Annotated in this window: 25 protein-coding genes and 1 tRNA gene; 16 read left to right on the top strand and 10 right to left on the bottom strand. The window is 43.7% G+C overall.

Going from position 1 to position 18,109, the window contains the following annotated elements:
* Positions 1–4 precede the first annotated feature (4 nt).
* From QUD86_RS07275 to QUD86_RS07265, 3 genes are all read right to left on the bottom strand, one after another.
* On the bottom strand, positions 5–550 hold the full coding sequence (locus tag QUD86_RS07275; RefSeq protein WP_286296286.1) for a cytochrome b: 546 nt from the start codon (positions 548–550) through the stop codon (positions 5–7).
* A 62-nt stretch (positions 551–612) separates the two neighbouring features.
* On the bottom strand, positions 613–1,977 hold the full coding sequence (gene gorA, locus QUD86_RS07270) for a glutathione-disulfide reductase (RefSeq protein WP_286296285.1): 1,365 nt from the start codon (positions 1,975–1,977) through the stop codon (positions 613–615).
* Between the two features lie 39 nt (positions 1,978–2,016).
* Positions 2,017–2,655 (bottom strand): class II aldolase/adducin family protein, encoded by a 639-nt coding sequence (locus QUD86_RS07265; protein WP_286296284.1) that lies wholly within the window; start codon positions 2,653–2,655, stop codon positions 2,017–2,019.
* Positions 2,656–2,925: 270 nt separating this feature from the next.
* Here QUD86_RS07265 and QUD86_RS07260 point away from each other — a divergent pair, with 270 nt between their 5' ends.
* The 3 genes from QUD86_RS07260 (at position 2,926) to QUD86_RS07250 (ending at position 4,235) form a co-directional block, all read left to right on the top strand.
* On the top strand, positions 2,926–3,567 hold the full coding sequence (locus QUD86_RS07260; RefSeq protein ID WP_286296282.1) for a hypothetical protein: 642 nt from the start codon (positions 2,926–2,928) through the stop codon (positions 3,565–3,567).
* 32 nt (positions 3,568–3,599) lie between these two features.
* Positions 3,600–3,788, top strand: a complete 189-nt coding sequence (locus QUD86_RS07255) for a hypothetical protein (protein ID WP_286296280.1) — start codon at positions 3,600–3,602, stop codon at positions 3,786–3,788.
* 66 nt (positions 3,789–3,854) lie between these two features.
* Positions 3,855–4,235 carry a VOC family protein gene (locus QUD86_RS07250; protein ID WP_286296279.1) on the top strand — a complete coding sequence of 127 codons (381 nt, stop codon included), beginning with the start codon at positions 3,855–3,857 and terminating at the stop codon, positions 4,233–4,235.
* Between the two features lie 95 nt (positions 4,236–4,330).
* Here QUD86_RS07250 and QUD86_RS07245 read toward each other — a convergent pair whose 3' ends face one another.
* Positions 4,331–4,726, bottom strand: a complete 396-nt coding sequence (locus QUD86_RS07245; protein WP_286296278.1) for a dihydroneopterin aldolase — start codon at positions 4,724–4,726, stop codon at positions 4,331–4,333.
* 86 nt (positions 4,727–4,812) lie between these two features.
* Here QUD86_RS07245 and QUD86_RS07240 point away from each other — a divergent pair.
* Positions 4,813–4,887, top strand: a tRNA-Cys gene (locus tag QUD86_RS07240).
* Between the two features lie 144 nt (positions 4,888–5,031).
* On the opposite strand, the gene QUD86_RS07235 is transcribed toward QUD86_RS07240, so the two are convergent.
* The gene (locus QUD86_RS07235) at positions 5,032–5,652 is read right to left on the bottom strand and encodes a DsbA family oxidoreductase (protein ID WP_286296277.1); all 621 of its coding nucleotides are present in this window, start codon (positions 5,650–5,652) and stop codon (positions 5,032–5,034) included.
* 122 nt (positions 5,653–5,774) lie between these two features.
* Here QUD86_RS07235 and QUD86_RS07230 point away from each other — a divergent pair, with 122 nt between their 5' ends.
* Both QUD86_RS07230 and QUD86_RS07225 read left to right on the top strand, forming a co-directional pair.
* Positions 5,775–6,119: an HNH endonuclease gene (locus QUD86_RS07230; protein ID WP_286296276.1), complete on the top strand. Its 345-nt coding sequence runs from the start codon at positions 5,775–5,777 to the stop codon at positions 6,117–6,119.
* 44 nt (positions 6,120–6,163) lie between these two features.
* On the top strand, positions 6,164–6,745 hold the full coding sequence (locus tag QUD86_RS07225; RefSeq protein ID WP_286296275.1) for a pyridoxamine 5'-phosphate oxidase family protein: 582 nt from the start codon (positions 6,164–6,166) through the stop codon (positions 6,743–6,745).
* 9 nt (positions 6,746–6,754) lie between these two features.
* Here QUD86_RS07225 and QUD86_RS07220 read toward each other — a convergent pair whose 3' ends face one another.
* Genes QUD86_RS07220 through QUD86_RS07210 form a run of 3 tightly spaced genes read right to left on the bottom strand, consistent with a single transcriptional unit; the run spans position 6,755 to position 9,502 of the window.
* Positions 6,755–7,171 (bottom strand): Rap1a/Tai family immunity protein, encoded by a 417-nt coding sequence (locus QUD86_RS07220; RefSeq protein WP_286296274.1) that lies wholly within the window; start codon positions 7,169–7,171, stop codon positions 6,755–6,757.
* An 11-nt stretch (positions 7,172–7,182) separates the two neighbouring features.
* On the bottom strand, positions 7,183–8,739 hold the full coding sequence (locus QUD86_RS07215) for an ABC transporter permease/substrate-binding protein (RefSeq protein WP_286296272.1): 1,557 nt from the start codon (positions 8,737–8,739) through the stop codon (positions 7,183–7,185).
* Positions 8,732–9,502, bottom strand: coding sequence for an ATP-binding cassette domain-containing protein (locus tag QUD86_RS07210; protein WP_286296269.1), 771 nt, complete (start codon positions 9,500–9,502; stop codon positions 8,732–8,734). Before QUD86_RS07210 ends, QUD86_RS07215 begins: the two co-directional genes overlap by 8 nt.
* A 252-nt stretch (positions 9,503–9,754) precedes the next feature.
* Here QUD86_RS07210 and QUD86_RS07205 point away from each other — a divergent pair, with 252 nt between their 5' ends.
* The 9 genes from QUD86_RS07205 (at position 9,755) to QUD86_RS07165 (ending at position 14,746) form a co-directional block, all read left to right on the top strand.
* A complete protein-coding gene (locus tag QUD86_RS07205) occupies positions 9,755–10,357 on the top strand; it encodes an alternative oxidase (RefSeq protein WP_286296268.1) in 603 nt (200 codons plus the stop codon).
* A gap of 26 nt (positions 10,358–10,383) precedes the next feature.
* Positions 10,384–11,910 carry a cryptochrome/deoxyribodipyrimidine photo-lyase family protein gene (locus QUD86_RS07200; protein WP_286296267.1) on the top strand — a complete coding sequence of 509 codons (1,527 nt, stop codon included), beginning with the start codon at positions 10,384–10,386 and terminating at the stop codon, positions 11,908–11,910.
* Between the two features lie 222 nt (positions 11,911–12,132).
* Complete coding sequence (locus tag QUD86_RS07195) at positions 12,133–12,363, top strand: hypothetical protein (protein ID WP_286296266.1); 231 nt, start codon at positions 12,133–12,135, stop codon at positions 12,361–12,363.
* A gap of 9 nt (positions 12,364–12,372) precedes the next feature.
* Positions 12,373–12,555, top strand: a complete 183-nt coding sequence (locus tag QUD86_RS07190; RefSeq protein ID WP_100379071.1) for a hypothetical protein — start codon at positions 12,373–12,375, stop codon at positions 12,553–12,555.
* Positions 12,556–12,732: 177 nt separating this feature from the next.
* Complete coding sequence (locus QUD86_RS07185; RefSeq protein ID WP_286296263.1) at positions 12,733–13,071, top strand: hypothetical protein; 339 nt, start codon at positions 12,733–12,735, stop codon at positions 13,069–13,071.
* Between the two features lie 68 nt (positions 13,072–13,139).
* Positions 13,140–13,421 carry a copper-binding protein gene (locus QUD86_RS07180; RefSeq protein ID WP_286296261.1) on the top strand — a complete coding sequence of 94 codons (282 nt, stop codon included), beginning with the start codon at positions 13,140–13,142 and terminating at the stop codon, positions 13,419–13,421.
* On the top strand, positions 13,418–14,056 hold the full coding sequence (locus QUD86_RS07175) for a hypothetical protein (RefSeq protein ID WP_286296260.1): 639 nt from the start codon (positions 13,418–13,420) through the stop codon (positions 14,054–14,056). Before QUD86_RS07180 ends, QUD86_RS07175 begins: the two co-directional genes overlap by 4 nt.
* 19 nt (positions 14,057–14,075) lie before the next feature.
* Positions 14,076–14,384, top strand: coding sequence for a heavy-metal-associated domain-containing protein (locus QUD86_RS07170; protein ID WP_286296257.1), 309 nt, complete (start codon positions 14,076–14,078; stop codon positions 14,382–14,384).
* Between the two features lie 20 nt (positions 14,385–14,404).
* Complete coding sequence (locus tag QUD86_RS07165; RefSeq protein WP_286296253.1) at positions 14,405–14,746, top strand: hypothetical protein; 342 nt, start codon at positions 14,405–14,407, stop codon at positions 14,744–14,746.
* A gap of 81 nt (positions 14,747–14,827) precedes the next feature.
* On the opposite strand, the gene yghU is transcribed toward QUD86_RS07165, so the two are convergent.
* Positions 14,828–15,682: a glutathione-dependent disulfide-bond oxidoreductase gene (gene yghU / locus QUD86_RS07160; RefSeq protein ID WP_286296251.1), complete on the bottom strand. Its 855-nt coding sequence runs from the start codon at positions 15,680–15,682 to the stop codon at positions 14,828–14,830.
* Positions 15,683–15,859: 177 nt separating this feature from the next.
* Here yghU and QUD86_RS07155 point away from each other — a divergent pair, with 177 nt between their 5' ends.
* A complete protein-coding gene (locus QUD86_RS07155) occupies positions 15,860–16,546 on the top strand; it encodes a glutathione S-transferase family protein (RefSeq protein ID WP_286296248.1) in 687 nt (228 codons plus the stop codon).
* 51 nt (positions 16,547–16,597) lie between these two features.
* Here QUD86_RS07155 and QUD86_RS07150 read toward each other — a convergent pair whose 3' ends face one another.
* The gene (locus tag QUD86_RS07150; RefSeq protein ID WP_286296247.1) at positions 16,598–18,082 is read right to left on the bottom strand and encodes an RNB domain-containing ribonuclease; all 1,485 of its coding nucleotides are present in this window, start codon (positions 18,080–18,082) and stop codon (positions 16,598–16,600) included.
* Between the last annotated feature and the right edge of the window lie 27 nt (positions 18,083–18,109).

Below are 18,109 nucleotides of genomic sequence, written 5' to 3'. Positions count from 1 at the left end.
GGGCTTAGCGCCCAATCCACATCCGCTGGAACACGCCATCCTTTTTAATCAACAGATGGGCCAGCGCTGCAGCAATATGGGCACAGGCAATTCCGACTAGCAGTAGTGCGAGGTAGCCATGTATTTGAAACAGCTGTTTGGCAAACGCTTCATCCTTAGCGATACCAGGCATGGCTGGCAGATCAAAGCCACCGACAGTAATTAATGCTGGATAAGCGGTTACACCGGCCCAACCCAATAGCGGCACCACTAGCAATAAGAGGTACAGCAAGCTATGAACCGCAGCAGCTAATTTTATATTTACAGCGGAAACGCTTGAAGGATAAGGGGGGCGCTGAGAGCTCAGCTTAACTAGTAATCTTAAAACCATCATTAGCAAGACAGTAAAGCCAATCAGCTTATGCCATGCATATAGGGTGTCTGTAAGGGCATCCCAAAGATTAGCCCCAGATCTTGCGATCATCCAAACGCCCAATACGAGCTGGATGAGGACTAAGCAAGCGATGAGCCAATGGAGTAAACGCGCTACTAAAGAGTAAGTTGATCGCATCAATATTCCCCCTATTTATGGCTAGTCTAAACCACCTTACCCGGTAGTCCTCCTCTTTTGAATTACAAATTATGCTGCGTAGTAGGCGCTCTAAAGGTGACCCATTCTTCTGCAGCGGTTGGGTGCACTGCAAGCGTAGCATCCAAGTCTTTTTTAGTCGCTTTCATTTGCAAAGCGACCCCCAGTAGTTGAATCATTTCTCCGGTATCGTGGCCGATAGAATGGAAACCCAGCACTCTATCAGTGACTCGGTCAACGAGCAGTTTAAATAAAACCTTGCTTTCTGAGCCTGATAATGTGGCCTTCATTGGTCGGAAAGCCGTACTATAAACATCCAGTTTTGGACATTGCTTCAATGCCTGCTCTTCTGTTAATCCCACAACCCCTACTTCTGGAGTGGTGAAAACAGCGGTTGGCACTAAATCATGATTCACCGCCCTTGGCGTTTTTCCAAATACCGTATCTGCAAAGGCATGCCCCTCACGAATAGCCATGGGGGTCAGATTCACTCTATTGGTGACATCGCCGACAGCATAAATACCGGCAACAGTGGTCTCAGAAAAGGGATTGACTACGATAGCCCCTTGCTTATTTAATTCAATACCAATCTTCTCTAGGCCTAAGGAAGTGGTGTTGGGAACCCGTCCAATAGCGCGTAAAACACAGTCTGAGTCCAGCAGGGCGCCATCATTTAATTCCACCGTAAACGATCCGCCTTCGCTTTTGATAGCCTTGATATTGTTAGAAAAATGAAGATTGATTCCGGACATGAGTAGCTCATTTGTCAGTTGCGATTGAATATCCTTATCAAATCCCCTAAGGATGTTTTCACCCCGAATAACAACATCCACTTCAGATCCAAGTAAGCGAAAAATACAGGCAAACTCTAAAGCAATGTATCCAGCCCCATGGATGACTACTTTTTTCGGTTGCTTCTCTAGGTCAAAAAATGCATTCGAATCAATTGTGTATTGAGCACCTTCATAGCTATCAGTCTGTACTGGAACGCCACCAGTGGCTATTAAAATAGTGTTACCGGTAAGCATTTCTTTATCTGAAAGTTGAATCGTTTTTGAGTCTACGAAACTTGCATGACCTTCATAAATAACGACACCAGCAGCAAGAAGATTTTTCCGATAGATTGCTTCTAGTCGGGTGACCTCCTGATCTCTTCTCAGTTTTAATGTCGACCAATCAAAGCGCGCGTTATCAAAGTCCCAACCATAGCCTTTTGCCTCTTCAAAATCATGGGCAAAGCGACTGGCGTAAACCATCAGTTTTTTTGGAACGCAGCCTCGAATGACGCAGGTGCCACCGAGCCTACATTCCTCAACTAATGCAACTGAGGCCCCATGATTGGCGGCGATACGTGCTGCCCGCACACCACCGGATCCCCCACCAATAACAATTAAGTCAAAATTTTTCATAGCTACCTAAACAAAGAAGTGTTCAATGGAAACCCATTGTTAAAAGTTTTTACTTGCCAATACTATCTTGCAGATATGCTCAAGTCGCTCGATATGCTCGTAGGCACTCCACGGGCTAGAGTCAATAGCAACAACCCCATGACCTTTAATGCCGACGATGTCGTATTTGAGGTTTCCTTGCGTATCTAGTTCTAGCTTAGTAAAGCACTCATCCGCGAGTTTCTGGCTCGTTGGTGGAACATCTCCCACGTTTGCGGCTACCTTGGTATAGCGATTTAATTCTGGAAAGTCAGTACTGATAGTGGAGAGATCAATGCCGGCATGCATTGCTGCAATACAGTAGGTAGGGTGTACATGGACAACTACCCGAACCTCATCTTGATGTTGTCCCATCATTTTTTGAAGACCAAAATGTAGGGGAATTTCCCCGGAAGGTGTTAATCGGCTACTAATGGCGGTATGCTCCATTTCTTCCCATGCATACTCATTTAGCCCGGAACCGCTGATGATTTTGATTTTCTTAAATTGATCGGGCTGCAAGGTCTGCTTACGAATACCACTGGGGGTAATATAAAAATGATCTCTATCGTGATGTCGAATACTGACGTTTCCATCACGACTGGTAATCCAGTTCCGCTTATAGGCATCCAACATTACATCGCAAATGGTTTCTAACATATACTTTTTCCTCTATTTATAAAATATGGTGATGATTTTTATCAGTTAAGAAAACGAGGAATTAACCTTTTAAATATAGAGCAGAAATGAGTATTGCGCTTAAGCCGCGCCCACTATGGACTTTAGCCGCTAATCTATTGAGTGAGCCTTTTATAAAGGGCTTCAATGACGAAGTTTTAAGCCCTTGTTGATCAATCAAACAAGCTCTTTATAAAGTGCGTATTATGAAATGATCATTAATAAAATTAAAAAATGTAGGTCTACAGGCAAATGCCCATATCAAAGAACTTAGCTCCTATCGCTGTATTAATCTGTCTATTCAGCATTAGTTTTTCTAGCTTGGCATTAGAAATAAGTGATCTTGCCTTAGAGGGCGAGATTAAGTATTTGAAGGTAAGGCCTGATCCTGGAGCGTATTCTTATGAGTCTCGGGTGAAAATTACTCCCCAAAGCCTAGAGACGGGGAGTGTAGAAATTGCTACTTGCCACTATCAATTAGATCCAATCGCTAAGGTAGTCATTGTTTTCAATCCTGAGCGCATACAGGCTATTGCTATTCAAAGCTTGGACAAAATGACATCGGCTGTGATTAAAGACAATGAAGTAGTTTTGACGGATGTCGAGCGGGGCGCTTCAATCTGTATTGGTTTGAAGTCTAGGGCGCTGGATCAATTGGGGGATGGTCGTTTTAAGCTGAATGCAGGTCCACTCATGCGTCGTTATTTTGACGGCTACTTGCCCATGGCTGCTAAATTAAGAGTAGATTGGCCCGCTAATATGTTCATTCTAGAAAAAACAACACCCGCTGAGAAGGATGGTGTCGGGGTGGTGAAGGGCAATGATGGTGTGCAGTTAGACATGATCTTTGCGGGGAAAATGACGGCGCAAATTTTTCTAAAGAAAGCTGATTAAACTTTCAGTTCCTTGAGGTTTTGACATACTTTATGGCTCTTCGTAATTCTCCCAATCAGATACAAGATCTCGATGACCTGAGTCAACTTGGAAATATCGTTTGTGACAAGCGAAGAGGGCAACGTTCACTAGCTAAGAAGTCTAGACGTAATCGTCACTATGAAAAGCAATTTATTCGCAATACTCTGTTGCGGGCAACCCTACCTGAGCCCTTAAATTAGGTCATTAGTACTAGTTCACCATTAAAATTGCATTAATTAATTAATATTTAACAAATAGGAAAGAACATGTTTAGTCATATTATGTTGGGCGCAAACGACCTAGAAGTTTCTAGAAATTTTTATGATGCTGCTTTAGGGGCTATTGGAGTAAAGCCAGGCACCTTTAGCCATGACAAATATTTTTATCGTGGACCAGGTGGCGTATTTGCGATTACAAAGCCGATTGATGGCAACCAGGCTACCCATGCTAACGGCGGCACCATTGGCTTCGCTGCGAAGTCTTTGGCGGATGTGGATGCTTTTCATGCCATTGGTGTTGCCCACGGCGGAACTTCATGTGAGGGCGACCCTGGTTATCGTGAGGGTGCAGCGGGCACAATTTATATCGCCTGGCTAAGAGATCCAGCTGGCAATAAAATTTGTGCAATGCATAGACCCCCTAAATAAGAGCATCCAATAGGTCAGGAATGCTGGAAAATAATTTCAATTGAAATCCATTGCTCCGAAGTGATGGGTCATGGATTTCTTTGGTCATTCCAGTCCTAGCCTGTTTTTCCCCTCAATTGGCCTAAGGTAGTGCTGTCTACTTTTAATCGAATACCTAGTTCACCAGAATCTAAGCTGACCGGTAACTTTCTGAGGCTGATCTCCAATGACTCTATGGCGAGATAGCCAGCACAGGCTTGAATTATTTTCGTTAGTAGCCGCTCTTGAGTTTCGTAATGGCACTCTTTTGCTAATAGTTCTATATTGCTAATGAGTGGATCGTAATCAAAGACATGCTCCATCTTATCCTCGGAAATCATGATGAGCTGAGGATTAATCCATAAGGTCATATCTAAAAGGTGTTTTTTAGGTATCGTCGCATGAGGAGCGCAGCTTCCAATCTGCGTGTTTAATTCAAGATTTCTTAATTCTATAGTTGCTATGGAGTTCATATTATTCTTTGGATGGTTTAACACTTATTTGACATCAATTCGATATACTGCTCACACAGTAAAAAAGCAACTGGTTCTTCAAAAATGGCGGAATGGCAGAGTGGTTATGCTGCAGCTTGCAAAGCTGTATACCCTGGTTCGATTCCAGGCTTCCGCCTCCACAAATTACTATAAATTCTTTATCGTAAATTGGCTTTAATAAAGCTCTGAATGTCATCAAAAGTTTGCTCAATGCTTCTTTTGATTGAAATGAGCTTTTTATATAAATTCATTTGTCAATTTTTGATTGATTTTTGATTTTATGCTTACTTAGTGCCACTCAATGAGTTTGCTGGGATTAGTTCGACAAGCTCCTCAAATGTTGTATAGCCGGTAATCGGACTAAAACTTCTTGGTGAAAAGTTCTTCTCACCAATGAGCATGGCCGGAACACCTTGGAAGCCATATGTCTTAAATTCATCAGCATCTAATAAGGTTTTCTTGGTTAAAACGCCGCTATTGAGGTCATCGCGTAAGCGCTCGGCATTCATATCTACCTGTGCAGCGATTTGTAGTATTTCTTCTTCAATACTAATATCGACTGATTTTGAAAATACGGCCTCAAACACAGCAAGTGCGAAGGGTAAAGATAGCCCCTGCTGATTTGCATAACAAGCACTTTCTTGGGCTAACCAAGTATCCTTTAGTAGTGCTGGAGCATTTAATGTGAGTAAATTTTCTTGGGCAATAGGCTCAGCCAAAGCAATGGTTAAATTTTCAACATAGCTTTTGCTTGGCGCAGCGTTCTCGCGCGAAGTATTCAACTCGGGCGCCCTCCATAAAACCTCGATCTGATTGGGATAGTGTTTCGTCAACTTCATCAGCGCTAAGGTTTGTAGATAGGAGTAAGGGCACTCAAAGTTACCCCAAATTTGTATTTGAATCATTGAATTAGCTTATTTTTAAAAAATCATTGTTTGATTGTTGCATATATTCCCCTTCATTAACCCCTAGATTGCCCATTTTTCGCTCGGGCAAACTAAGATAAGTCGGTTTAGAATTTACTCTTATGATTGGACGCATTAAGAGAAATCAAGCCGTAGTACAAGAGCCTTTTTGCTTGCCGGCTGAGGTAGTCTGCCCCTTATGCTCGAGATTGATTCCAAAATCGCAGCAAGATGCACATCATTTGGTTCCAAAATGTCGGGGTGGCGCTGCTACGGTGTTGTTGCATCGTTTGTGCCACAGACAGATCCATGCGCTCCTAACGGAAACGCAATTAGCACGTCATTACCCCAGCATTGAAGCGTTAAGCGCTCATCCAGAAATCATTAAATTTATTGACTGGGTTAAAGATAAGCCCGCTGATCTCAATACAACCATACGACGTAGTCGTGATAAAGGTCGCTTGTAAGAGGGCACTCAATTGCTAGTCACCATTAGAGAACCATTATTCCTATGCCCCCAGAAAACTTAGTAGAGCGTATTTGGCAAGAGCTGACAAGATCTACATATGATCGTCATCATGACTGGAAGACGCCGGCTTTAGCAACTACGGGAGTAGATGGCACACCCCAGGTTCGTACCGTAGTTTTACGAAATGCAGATCCAGTCTCTTGGGCATTAACCGTATATACCGATGCACGAAGCCCCAAATGCGCAGAGTTAATGAAATCAGATACCGCTCAATTTGTTTTTTGGAGTGCCAGATTGCATTGGCAGTTACGCATATCTACACAGGCGAAGGTGCATACCTCAGGCGCATTAGTGGATATCGCTTGGCTTAAGGTGAGCCAGTCGAGGGCCTCAAAAGATTATTTGAGTCGATTAGCGCCGGGAAGCCTGTTTTTAAATGATGTAGAAGTAGACCAAAGTAGCCAAGATAGCCAAAATATGCAAGATAGCCAGAAGGGTAAAGACCATCATTTAACTGTGCTGACTTTTGCTGTTCAGTCTATGGATTGGTTATCTCTTGGTCGTGATGGCCATATTCGCGCACGAGTCACACCTGATGGCCGAGTTGCCCATCTGCAGCCTTAGGACACCAAATTACTTTGTAGCGCATGGCCATTGGGGGCTGAGAGCATCGTAGACATTGGATGCAAAGCTTGCATTCATAAGCGATGGGTTATTTTGGATGAATGTCAAAACTGTCTCTACTTTTTGACGCATAACAGTTTCTGTTGGAATGCAGATTTTCTTGTCGTAGCTTGCATTATCTTCAACGCCAATAATGATGCCTAGGCAAAGTCCCGTATCAAAATCTTTTGTGTTCTCATCTTTAAGAAATAATTGGCAAGCTTGAATCATTCTGGGCATTGTCGTCATCGTTGACATTGATGATTTTGTAACAGGAGTTGAAGAATTGCTAGTTTCCATAGTATTTCCAGTATTGAAGTAAGCCAGCAAAAAAATGACAGCGCCTGTTTTAATTGTTGCTCTCTTTAAATAACGTAATAGATTCATTGGATTTTTCTCTATTTTTCAGGTATGGCTAGTTGCTTTTGTAAGAACTCGGCTGCTTGACTAATCGTAGCCTTATTTTTCTCCCGATCGACCATATAGTTCGCTTCTTGCATCAGTGTCACATCAATAGCAGAGAGCAGTGGGCTGATGGCTTTACGTAAGAAGCCATCATTAGCGCGCTTTGGCGCTATCAGAACGACTGCGTCATATGAGGGAGCTGCATTTAATGAGTCAGTTAGAATGCGTAACTGTTGCGCTTTTATGCGACCGTCACTTGAAAATGCAGAGATGACATCTACCCCATCACTTTCTAAGGCACGGTACATTAGGGTCGGAGTGAAAGACTTTTCACTTTTAAATGACAACTTGTATGCTGACTTTAATAGTGTCCAGTCGGGCCTGCTTAAGAATTCAAGATCTGAGCCCAGTCTGAGATTAGATGCTTTTTCAGAGAGGTTGTTGATGGTGGTGATGTTGCTAATTTGTGCTTGCTGCTCTTTCATGGCCAATACATAGGCATTCTCAAACCCGAGACTGCCCAGCAAAGTGACGCCGTATTGAGTATCTAGCTCTTGACGGAGTTTCGCCATAAGCTCTGCACGGGGTGGCCTTGTGGTGTGACCCAATACATTACTCCAGAGTGTTCCAGAGTAATCCACGTAAACATCAATTTCATTATTGGCAAGTGCTTTAAATGCTACCGCTGATCCAAGACTTGTACTCTGTTGAACACTAGCCCCCATAGATTGCAGGCGATCATCAATGAGTTGAGCAAGAATAAATTGTTCACTGAAATTTTTAGCTCCTACAACATAGTCATGTTTTGGCCTACTAAGGGCTGGAACTATTGCTGACAAGACGCCAACTACTAATATCAATACTCCTAAAGAGAGTTTTTTTCGTTGTCGAAGTGCTAGACCAGTTTCGACTAAGCTCAGTGCAAAATCAGCCAGTAGAGCCAGTATTGAGGCAGCAAGACAGCCAAACAACACTGAAACCCAATTTTCAGTTTGCAGGCCAGAGAAGATGTAGTTGCCCAGACTAACTTGCCCTACTGAAGTTGCCAGAGTAGCTGCTCCTATAGTCCACACCGTTGCTATGCGAATACCAGACATGAGCACTGGTGCACCTAGTGGTAATTCAACCTGCCATAATTTTTGCTGGGTAGTCATACCAACGCCATCCGCGGCTTCAATGACTAAAGGATCTATCCCAGATAGGGCGGCGACTCCATTACGCAATATTGGTAGTAGGGCATATAAGGCAAGCGCCAATAGCGACGGTAAAAAACCAAATGCTGGCAATGTAAGGTTAAACAACGCATCCGTTATTTTGGATAAGCCAAGCAATAGTGGGTAAAACAGTGCCAGTAAGGCTAAGCCCGGAATTGTTTGAATTACACCAGCGCTACTGAGTAATAGATTTCGCCAATAGGTACTTTTAGCGCAAATAATCATTAACGGAAAACCGATTGCTAGTGCAAGCAGGATTGCTGATGCTGATAGCAAAATATGCTGCGTCAAGTAAAGCGGTAGTTGAGTCCAGGCTAATAGGATTTGCTCATTCATGGGTTTTAGCCTTGAGCATTTCTTGTAATTGCTTTGCTTGGCGTAGGGGAACATCCATCATTGCTTGGACATCAGCATTTGTTTGCTCTAGCGCTAAATGAGATGGAAAGTCCGCCATGATTTGACCTGCTTTAATGATGACGATTCTGTCGGCCAGTAGCAGTGCCTCTTGGATATCATGCGTCACCATTACTGTTGTCAGCTTAAGTCTCTCGTGGAGTGCGCGGCACTCTCTTCCTAAAGAATCGCGTGTGATGGGGTCTAGTGCGCCAAAAGGCTCATCCATTAATAGAATAGGAGGGGAGGCAGCTAAAGCACGGGCAATGGCAACTCTTTGCTGCTGACCACCAGACAATTGGTGCGGTAGCCTGCTTTCAAAATGCTGCGGTAGTTCCACCATTTTAAGTAGCCCCTCTATTTGCTGCTTAATTTTGTGTTGTGACCAACCTAAGAGGGTTGGCGTGATGCCAATATTTTCAGAAATACTTAAATGCGGAAATAAACCTGAACCCTGAAATACGTAACCAATTCCCCTGCGTAAAATAGGCGGGCTCAGCGAGCTTGTGGGTACTCCATTAATTCTGATTTCTCCGCTACTAGGCTGAATGAGCTGATTAATCGTTTTCAGTATCGTCGTTTTGCCCGAACCGGAAGCCCCCAATAAAGCTACAAATGATCCAGTGGCAATGCTGAGTGAAACGTCATTAATAACGGGATCGATTGAGTTTGGATACCGCTTACTAATATGGTCCAGCTCAATCAAAAGAATCCTCGCTTTGAAATTAGGCCTAACAAGATAAAGAATGTTTTCCAGTCTTACCTGTGGGGTCAGAAGTCATTAATAGCAATAATGCTACTAAAACTATTAAAACTAGATTCTAAATGTGGAAGCCTGAATTCGCAATTGACTCATCTAATCGCTCTACAGGACTAATTTACCCGCATACCCGCCTAGCCCTGCAAAGTCCAGCGATTAAGAAGATAATTTAAGTGTAATGCTCATTGGGGAAAAATAATGAAAAAACAACTAGATACTGTTAGCGATCGTATTGCCTATGGCATTACGCGATCATTACGTTTTTTGGCGGACACTTTCTTTTCTAAGCGTTACGGGCATCGCGCAGTTGTGCTTGAGACAGTAGCAGCGGTACCGGGAATGGTTTCTGGTATGTGGATACATCTTAAAAGCTTGCGACAAGCGAAAACAGGTTATGGGCCAAAGATTCGAACTTTATTAGGTGAGGCTGAAAATGAGCGCATGCACCTGATGACGTTTATAGAAATTGCACAACCTACTAAATTAGAGAGAAATCTAATTTTATTTGCACAGTTTCTTTTTTGGCATTTTTACTTCGTGCTTTTTGTCTTCGCACCAAGAACGGCCCACAGAATGATTGGTTATTTTGAGGAGGAGGCGATTATTAGCTACACGCAATATTTAGAGCAGGTTGATGCAAATCCTCAGTTAAATATTGCCGCACCCAAAATTGCGATTGATTATTGGAATTTACCAGCAGACGCTAGACTGCGTGATGTGATTATTGCAGTACGGGCTGATGAGCAGGGGCATAGCGAAGTAAATCATGCGTATGCTGATGAGTTTGATGCCCTGGCATAAGTGATCATCGTTACTGCGCACCTTTGATGAGTTACGAGCTGGTTTGGTTTAAGAGGGACTTGCGCTGTCAGGATCACGCTGCACTGGCGCAAGCTGCACGTCTGGGTGCTGTGCGTTGTATCTATGTTGTTGAGCCTGAGCTTTGGCTGCAGCCAGACATGGCTTTGCAACATTTTGAGTTTGTACATGAGTCATTGAAGGTGCTCGACGCAGACCTTCGCCTTCAAGGTGGCTATGTAGAGATTCATCAGGGTGAGCTAACCGAGGTATTACAGCGCCTGTGGCAAGAGGCTCCTTTTCACCGCCTGCATTCACACGAAGAAACTGGGAACGGCTTTACTTATTCGCGTGATTTAAAAGTGGCCGCATGGTGTCAAGCACATCAAGTACATTGGGCTGAGTATCCACAGTTTGGCGTTGTGCGAGGCTTAAAAAACCGCAATTTATGGCAGGGGGCATGGGAAAAGCACATGGCAGCTCCTATGCAACATCCAGTGGGCCTCACTTTTTGGAAGTGTCCTGGGTTAGATCTTTTGCGGATGCAGGCTCCAAATCACCTGCAGCACAACCCTTCACAACGATTAAGAGGTGGAAGGGCGCTTGCCCTTGCAACGCTACATAGCTTTTTAAATGCCCGCAGCCTAGGTTATCGAGGGGGTATCTCTTCGCCGCTGTCGGCTCCCAATGCTTGTTCGCGCATATCCGTATATTTAGCTTGGGGGTGCATCAGCATGCGCGAAGTTGTGCAGCAAACCTATGAATATATGGAACAGTTACCACCACAAGCTAGCAGACATCGAGCAGGCTTATCTGCTTTTGTCAGTCGTCTTTATTGGCATTGTCACTTTATTCAAAAGCTAGAAAGCGAGCCTGCGATTGAGTGGCGAAACATGCACTCTGGTTACGATGGGCTTCGTGAGCATGATTTTAATCAAGCGCATTTTGAGGCCCTCAAGGCAGGTAGAACCGGTTGGCCGATGGTGGATGCCTGCGTTGTCATGTTACGAGAAACGGGGTGGTTAAATTTTCGGATGCGGGCGATGTTGGTTTCTGTTGCCGCCTATCCTTTATGGCTTCATTGGCGCCCGGTAGGGGAGTGGTTAGCCACGCAGTTTCTAGACTATGAGCCAGGTATTCATTGGAGCCAACTGCAAATGCAGTCGGGTACGACGGGGATTAATACCGCCCGGGTTTACAACCCCATTAAACAAGCTCAAGATCACGACCCTCATGGCCGTTTTGTGCGGCAGTGGTTGCCGCATATGCGCACAGTGCCTAATACCTGGTTGTTTGAGCCTTGGCTAATGACGCCACAGCTTCAGGCAGATGCTGGCGTTCAAGTTGGGGTTGAGATAGCGGCGCCAATAGTGGATCTCAGCTTGGCTACAAAAGAGTCTAAGAACCGGCTTCACAGTAGGCGTCAACAGCCAGAAGTAAGGGCTGGCAAGCAAGGCGTTGTTGAAAGGCATGCTTCACGTAAGAAGCCAATTAAACGTAAGAGCCCCTTATTAAAAAAATCGGACTCTAAAGAGCAACTAGGCTTTGATTTTTAACGCCGACATTAACTGCTTTCTGGGTCGTATGAGGCGGCAGGTTATCCCTAAACTGTACTACTAGGGTGTCATAACGTTAAGCGGATAGCGGATATGGGTGTTTTTGTGCCATGTTCATTTGCTTGACACCCTCTTTCTCGGTTTTCAGATAGTATTATCGTAATATCGAATTCAAGTACTAAATTAGCGAAGTTCAGATCGCCCCCAACCTTAAACTTTTATATGCAAACCAGCAAAACAACTCCTTACAAAGCAGCCATTCTGATTGGTTATGCACTAACGCTGATTGGTTGTTTGATGTTGTTGTTGGGCTTGATTGGAGCCTATGATTTTGAAATATTCTCATTCGGAATTTCATCTGGAATAAGGATTGTTGCTTCAATTGCTATATCTGGTTGCTTAATTAGTGCTGCTACGCATTTCTTTTTTGACTCACAAGAACAACAGATTTAAGGAAAAAATATGTTCAAACCATCAGACTTTTTTATTATTTTGGCAGTAATGCTCTCATTTGTTGTTTCAGCTTATATGTGGTTTGTGCTGAAAGACCAGATGCAAGCAATCTTCACAGCGATTTGGATTCCAGCAATATTCACATTTGGAATCTACTTTAAGTTGTGCGCACTGATGAGGAAGAAATCATGATATTGAACGATCTTCTTTACCCGGCAGTCTTTATCTTTTTGCTATTGGTTATTGGCCTTGTCCTAACAGTAAGAGAGTTTAAGGACAAAGACTGATTGAAAAAGCATGCTTTTAAAGTTTGCTTGTGAGAATGCCGCTTATTAAGCACAATCTATCAAAAGGGCTTACCATCTAAATATGCGTCGTATTTGTTTACTTATCTGTCTAAGCTTATTTTCTAGCCTCATTCATGCGGCTGGCATGCCGATTACTGGCTTGAGTAACCGTGTTGTTCAAGAGGCGGCGGTGGAGCTCTCAGCTTCTGATATCGGACATACTTCCCACCATGCTGGCCAGCATGAGCAATCTAAACACTCCGACAAAGATCATCCTGGTTGTGATTTATGTATAGCGGCCATTCCCCATCAAGACGCTTCTCATAGCCTTAGTGATATTCCAAATGGCGCCCCCCTAGGAAATACTTTCTTAAAGGATTCCGCGCCAACCCAGTTACTCGCAAAACCACCCATTTCTTAAGTTCAATCTCGTAGTCCGTCCAAAATTTGGGCGCTTTGAACTTACTTACAGAAAATCAGGAGTTTTGTATGAAAAAAATCATATTTGCAGCATTGTTTGCAGTCGCTACTATAGTTAACGCTTCAGGCGAATGGACTAATGCACAGGTCATTCGGGTTGATGCCAGCAAAAGCCGTTTATTTTTAAAGCATGATGAAATTAAATCGATTGGTATGCCTTCGATGAGCATGTCTTTTGATATCAGTAAAAGCGTTGATCTCTCTAAATACCAACCCAATGACCAAATTCGCTTTCAGCTTAAGCAAGTTAACGGCTATATGGAAATTAGTCAGATAGAGAGGGTCAAGTGATTAAGCAATCCTTGCTGGCTATTTCGATATTAGGCTCTTTACATGTCATGGCGGCACCATTGGCCTATAAGGACGGCATGATGGGAATGGCTGATTATTCAAAAACGAGTACAGATTTAGGGTTTAACTACTCCGTTACCGCAAAAGATGCCATCGGTATTACCAGCGTGTATCAGCAAACAGATAACAGCTCAAGAACATCTTTTACCAATGAGCTTGCCTATACTCGCCTTGCGCATCGCTGGAACTTATCTGATGCACAAGCTAACGTTTGGTTATTTTTAGGCGCTGGAGAAATGAAGACCAATCAATCGCCTACTACAAAGCCGACTGTATCTCCTGGCATTCAGGTGGATTATGAGACCACCAGAATCTATGGTGCTGCAACGGTTAAGTCATCATTTGCTAATGACGCCAGTAGCATTAATACCTCATTTAGAACGGGCTTTTCGTTTTATGAAACCAACTACGATGAAGCCCAGCCATGGCTCATTATTGAAGCAAGGCGCATGTCTTTTGTATCGCCAAAATATGAGTACACCCCCATGCTACGCATTATTGACAAAAGCTACTTTTTAGAACTAGGGGCAAACCTACAAGGCCAGCCCCGTGTTAACTTTATGTATACCTACTAACTTTTTAGGAAAAATGATCATGAAAAAAATGATATTCGCTCTAGCCCTTTCAGCTATCTCCATTCAAGCGTTTGCAACTACCACGATGAGTTTGACTGTCAATGGCCTAGTCTGCGCTTTCTGTGCTCAAGGTATTGAAAAGCGCATGAAGGCACTGCCCGAAACTGCCGCTGTGACTGTTGATTTGAAAAAGAAATTGGTTCTAGTGCAGGCTAAAGAAGGTAAAACCTTAAATGAGAAACTCATTAAAGAAGAAATCGTTGATTCTGGATTTGAGGTGGTCAGTGCTAGCCTGATTCAGAAGTCGATTGCAGAGATCAATAAATGAACAAGGGATATTTTGCTAATTTGATCACTTTATTATCGAGTTCTTCGACTCTGATTTGCTGCGCTCTTCCTGCTCTACTCGTATCTATTGGTGCTGGCGCCACTTTATCTGCTGCGGTCACCATTTTTCCTAAGATCGTTTGGGTGAGTGAGAATAAAGAGCTGATTTTTGGATTTGCTGGTGCAATGCTATTTATTAGCGGCGTATTGCAATATCGAGCAAGAAACATGGCCTGTCCAATTGATCAGCGAGAGGCCTGTAGCGCAACAAGAACAAGCTCTAAGTGGATCTACCTATTTAGTTTGGGGCTTTATCTCATTGGTGGATTTTTCGCCTTTATTGCACCGATTATTTTTAATTAGTGAAGCTTGGGCAGTTGATGCAAAGTAAAAACATAGTGTCATTCCATGGCTAGATATTTAACTAGCCATGGATTTGATGTGTTAAAGCGATTTACTATCAAAGTCGCTGGAGTCATGGCGCTCCAGTAGTTGCTGTACGGGTTCACCCCAAGTGCGGTTCACAATACGACCCCGCTTTACCGCTGGGCGTGACAGTATCGTATCGGCCCAGCGCTGAACATTGACATATTCATGAACACTCAAAAATTCCCCAGCACCATAGAGCAATCCTTTGGCGAGTGCGCCATACCAAGGAAAGCTTGCGATATCCGCAATGGTGTAAGTGTCACCGGCTAGATATTCACTGACAGCTAGGCGTTGATCTAAAACATCCAATTGCCGCTTTACTTCCATCGCGAATCGATCAATCGGGTACTCCATCTTAAAGGGGGCGTATGAATAAAAATGACCAAAGCCTCCCCCTAAGTACGGAGCGCTACCCATTTGCCAAAATAACCAATTCATTGTTTCGGTTCTCGTGGCAAGATCTTTTGGAAGAAAGGCGTCAAATTTTTCTGCCAAGTAGAGCAGAATAGATCCAGACTCAAATACTCTGATAGGTGTTGATAGACTACGATCAAGTAGAGCGGGAATTTTTGAATTGGGATTAATTTTGACAAAATCAGAGCCAAATTGATCGGCGTCCCCAATCTTAATAAGCCACGCATCGTACTCTGCACCCTGATGACCGAGAGCAAGAAGCTCCTCAAGCATGATGGTTACTTTGACTCCATTAGGAGTGCCCATGGAATATAGTTGTAAAGGATGTCGCCCAATAGGCAACCCTTTTTCTTCTCTTGCCCCAGCGGTCGGCCGATTAATACTTGCGAACTCACCACCATTCGGTTTCTCCCAAGTCCAGACTTGAGGCGGAATATATTGTGTGGAATCTGTCATTTTTCTCTTAGTAAGCGATGAAGGTGGGATAGTTTTTTATTAGGCGAATTAGCTAGCATCATAGGGTAATTGCCGATGGAGTGTTTGCTTTTCTATTTTTTAGTTTGAGGGTTTTAGTTTATTCAATTCCATAAAGGGGGATAATCAAAAAAATCATTTATCCCCAAGGAAAAGTCAATGATTCAGCTATTTTTTCACCCCTCACCAAACCCATTAAAAGTTGCGCTATTTTTAGAAGAGGCGCACATTCCATATGAGATAGTGACTGTTGATACACGTAAGGGTGAACAACATTTACCTGATTTTATACAGATCAACCCAAATGCAAAAACGCCGGCTATTTTAGATGGTGACATTCCGGTTTTTGACAGCAACGCCATCCTAATTTACCTAGCAGAAAAATATCAGCAATTTTTACCCGGTAATACTGACCAAACTAAAGCAGAAATGCTGTCATGGCTGATGTTTGTGGCTACTGGCATTGGCCCATACTGCGGACAAGCTGTGCATTTCAAACACTTCGCACCTGAGCCAAAAGAATATGCTGTGAATCGCTATGACTTTGAAGCTTGGCGTCATTGGAAGATCATTAATGAGCATCTGGCAACTAGACGATATATGGTGGCCGATACCTACTCCATAGTGGACATGTCGGTATGGGGTTGGGCTAGGGTGATTCCGTTTGTGTTGGGTGCCGACGCATTCGAGCAGCTCCCCAATGTCAAACGCTTGTTAGATGAAATTAATGCTAGGCCTGCAGCCCAAAAGGCTGAAGCAATCAAGACTCAGCATACTTTTAAAACGGAGATGGATAAAGATGTATTACAAAATCTCTTTCCGGCTAATGAGCGCCTAAAGAAATAATGCGTTTTTAAGTGACTGTTTTAAGTGACTATTGCTGACTTTGGCAAAGCACTAGATTAGCGCGAAGTTAATAAACCCCAGCTCTACGTTGGTAGATACGAGTTGCACATGTACTTTTCTACCGATGTCAGCAAGTTGAGTTCGACTCATTAACATTCCCTCTGCTGGGGGGTTGAAGATTCGGACCCAGCCATTGTTTGGAGCTATTCCGGTGATGATGCCATCGAAGGTTTTGCCAATGTAAGGCTCTAAGAAGAGTGCTGCTTCTGATTTACGCACTCTTCGCTCTACCTTCCGAATGGCATCTTCCTGTTTGGTGCAGTGCTCTGCCAGTATTAGTAATTCTGTAGCGTCATAAGCGAGGGGCTGTTTTTGCAGAATGGCTTTAATCATTCTGAGCGTAATGAGGTCTGGATAGCGTCTATTAGGAGCGGTAGAGTGGGTGTAGTCTTGCACTGCTAGGCCAAAGTGCCCAATGGCTTCCGCTCCTGGCCTCTCCAGTACATATTCTCCTGGACCCATGAGCTTGACGACTACCAAAGAGAGATCCGGAAATCGAATAGGGTCTAGTTTTAAGCGTCTTGCCAGAAATTCAGATAAAGCTTTGGAGTCAGGATCAGCAGGAAGAACGTCGCCATACTGCCTTGCTAGTTCGACGATTCTGAGCCAGCGATCTGGGCTACGAACCACTCTACGTAGGGATGGCACTCGGTGCTTTAGTAAAAAGTGAGCGGTGCTTTCATTTACCGCAATCATGAACTCTTCAATTAATTGACGACCACGATTCTGCACTTGCTCCTGAATGCCAACAATGGCTTCATTCTTAAAAATGGCCTTTGGTTGAAAAACTTCTAAATGAAGAGAGCCTGCATCGTGCCGACGCTTACGGAGTACTTGCGCAACTTGATCTTGGGTATGCAGCTGTTCTTCCATGCCTTTAACCGAGCACAATGCAGTAGGTGCAGAGCCAACACCCTCAATCCAGGCGGAGATAGCGTCATAAGCTAGCTTAGCCTTATTGATCACTCGGGCGCGATATATTTGGGAATCCTCGACCAAACCTTCTTTAGAAATAGTCATTTCTGTGACCAAGGCCAAACGGATTTCATCTGGATTTAAAGAGGTGAGGTTAGTGGAGAGTTTTTCTGGAAGCATTGGAAAAATGCGTGCAGAGGTATAAATCGATGCGGTATTAAGCTTTGCATGCTCATCAATCGGGGAGTGCTTTTTAATAACAGCGTCTACATCGGCAATAGCTACAAAAATTTTGGTAGAGCCATTTTCGAGTGCGATAGATGCTGTTAATTGATCTAAATCGCGAGAGTCATCGTTGTCTAACGAGCACCATAACAAGCCAGAAAGGTCTACGATTGCCGGATCCTGATCCTGCCCTGGTGCATTAATTAAATCCAGTTGATTGTGTACTTCCGGTGAAAATTCAGGCTCAAGACCCCGTTCTTGCATTGCAATACTCGCAATGTGTGCCAGGTCAGAGCGCGTAAAACGGTGGTGCACTCGAGAATATTTTTTGCCCATACTTTAGGATAGCCCCTTTTTTGGGGT

It is taken from the genome of Polynucleobacter sp. TUM22923 (genome assembly GCF_030295705.1).
In the GTDB taxonomy this organism is placed as follows: domain Bacteria; phylum Pseudomonadota; class Gammaproteobacteria; order Burkholderiales; family Burkholderiaceae; genus Polynucleobacter.
The sequence above is the reverse complement of the archived record's forward strand: the minus strand, read 5'-3'. Positions and strand labels throughout refer to the sequence as shown.

Coding starts and splice junctions, on each gene's coding strand:
- QUD86_RS07275 (WP_286296286.1), bottom strand. CDS start 550: ATGCGATCAACTTACTCTTTAGTAGCGCGTTTACTCCATTGGCTCATC.
- gorA (WP_286296285.1), bottom strand. CDS start 1,977: ATGAAAAATTTTGACTTAATTGTTATTGGTGGGGGATCCGGTGGTGTG.
- QUD86_RS07265 (WP_286296284.1), bottom strand. CDS start 2,655: ATGTTAGAAACCATTTGCGATGTAATGTTGGATGCCTATAAGCGGAAC.
- QUD86_RS07260 (WP_286296282.1), top strand. CDS start 2,926: ATGCCCATATCAAAGAACTTAGCTCCTATCGCTGTATTAATCTGTCTA.
- QUD86_RS07255 (WP_286296280.1), top strand. CDS start 3,600: ATGGCTCTTCGTAATTCTCCCAATCAGATACAAGATCTCGATGACCTG.
- QUD86_RS07250 (WP_286296279.1), top strand. CDS start 3,855: ATGTTTAGTCATATTATGTTGGGCGCAAACGACCTAGAAGTTTCTAGA.
- QUD86_RS07245 (WP_286296278.1), bottom strand. CDS start 4,726: ATGAACTCCATAGCAACTATAGAATTAAGAAATCTTGAATTAAACACG.
- QUD86_RS07235 (WP_286296277.1), bottom strand. CDS start 5,652: ATGATTCAAATACAAATTTGGGGTAACTTTGAGTGCCCTTACTCCTAT.
- QUD86_RS07230 (WP_286296276.1), top strand. CDS start 5,775: ATGATTGGACGCATTAAGAGAAATCAAGCCGTAGTACAAGAGCCTTTT.
- QUD86_RS07225 (WP_286296275.1), top strand. CDS start 6,164: ATGCCCCCAGAAAACTTAGTAGAGCGTATTTGGCAAGAGCTGACAAGA.
- QUD86_RS07220 (WP_286296274.1), bottom strand. CDS start 7,171: ATGAATCTATTACGTTATTTAAAGAGAGCAACAATTAAAACAGGCGCT.
- QUD86_RS07215 (WP_286296272.1), bottom strand. CDS start 8,739: ATGAATGAGCAAATCCTATTAGCCTGGACTCAACTACCGCTTTACTTG.
- QUD86_RS07205 (WP_286296268.1), top strand. CDS start 9,755: ATGAAAAAACAACTAGATACTGTTAGCGATCGTATTGCCTATGGCATT.
- QUD86_RS07200 (WP_286296267.1), top strand. CDS start 10,384: ATGAGTTACGAGCTGGTTTGGTTTAAGAGGGACTTGCGCTGTCAGGAT.
- QUD86_RS07195 (WP_286296266.1), top strand. CDS start 12,133: ATGCAAACCAGCAAAACAACTCCTTACAAAGCAGCCATTCTGATTGGT.
- QUD86_RS07190 (WP_100379071.1), top strand. CDS start 12,373: ATGTTCAAACCATCAGACTTTTTTATTATTTTGGCAGTAATGCTCTCA.
- QUD86_RS07185 (WP_286296263.1), top strand. CDS start 12,733: ATGCGTCGTATTTGTTTACTTATCTGTCTAAGCTTATTTTCTAGCCTC.
- QUD86_RS07180 (WP_286296261.1), top strand. CDS start 13,140: ATGAAAAAAATCATATTTGCAGCATTGTTTGCAGTCGCTACTATAGTT.
- QUD86_RS07170 (WP_286296257.1), top strand. CDS start 14,076: ATGAAAAAAATGATATTCGCTCTAGCCCTTTCAGCTATCTCCATTCAA.
- yghU (WP_286296251.1), bottom strand. CDS start 15,682: ATGACAGATTCCACACAATATATTCCGCCTCAAGTCTGGACTTGGGAG.
- QUD86_RS07155 (WP_286296248.1), top strand. CDS start 15,860: ATGATTCAGCTATTTTTTCACCCCTCACCAAACCCATTAAAAGTTGCG.
- QUD86_RS07150 (WP_286296247.1), bottom strand. CDS start 18,082: ATGGGCAAAAAATATTCTCGAGTGCACCACCGTTTTACGCGCTCTGAC.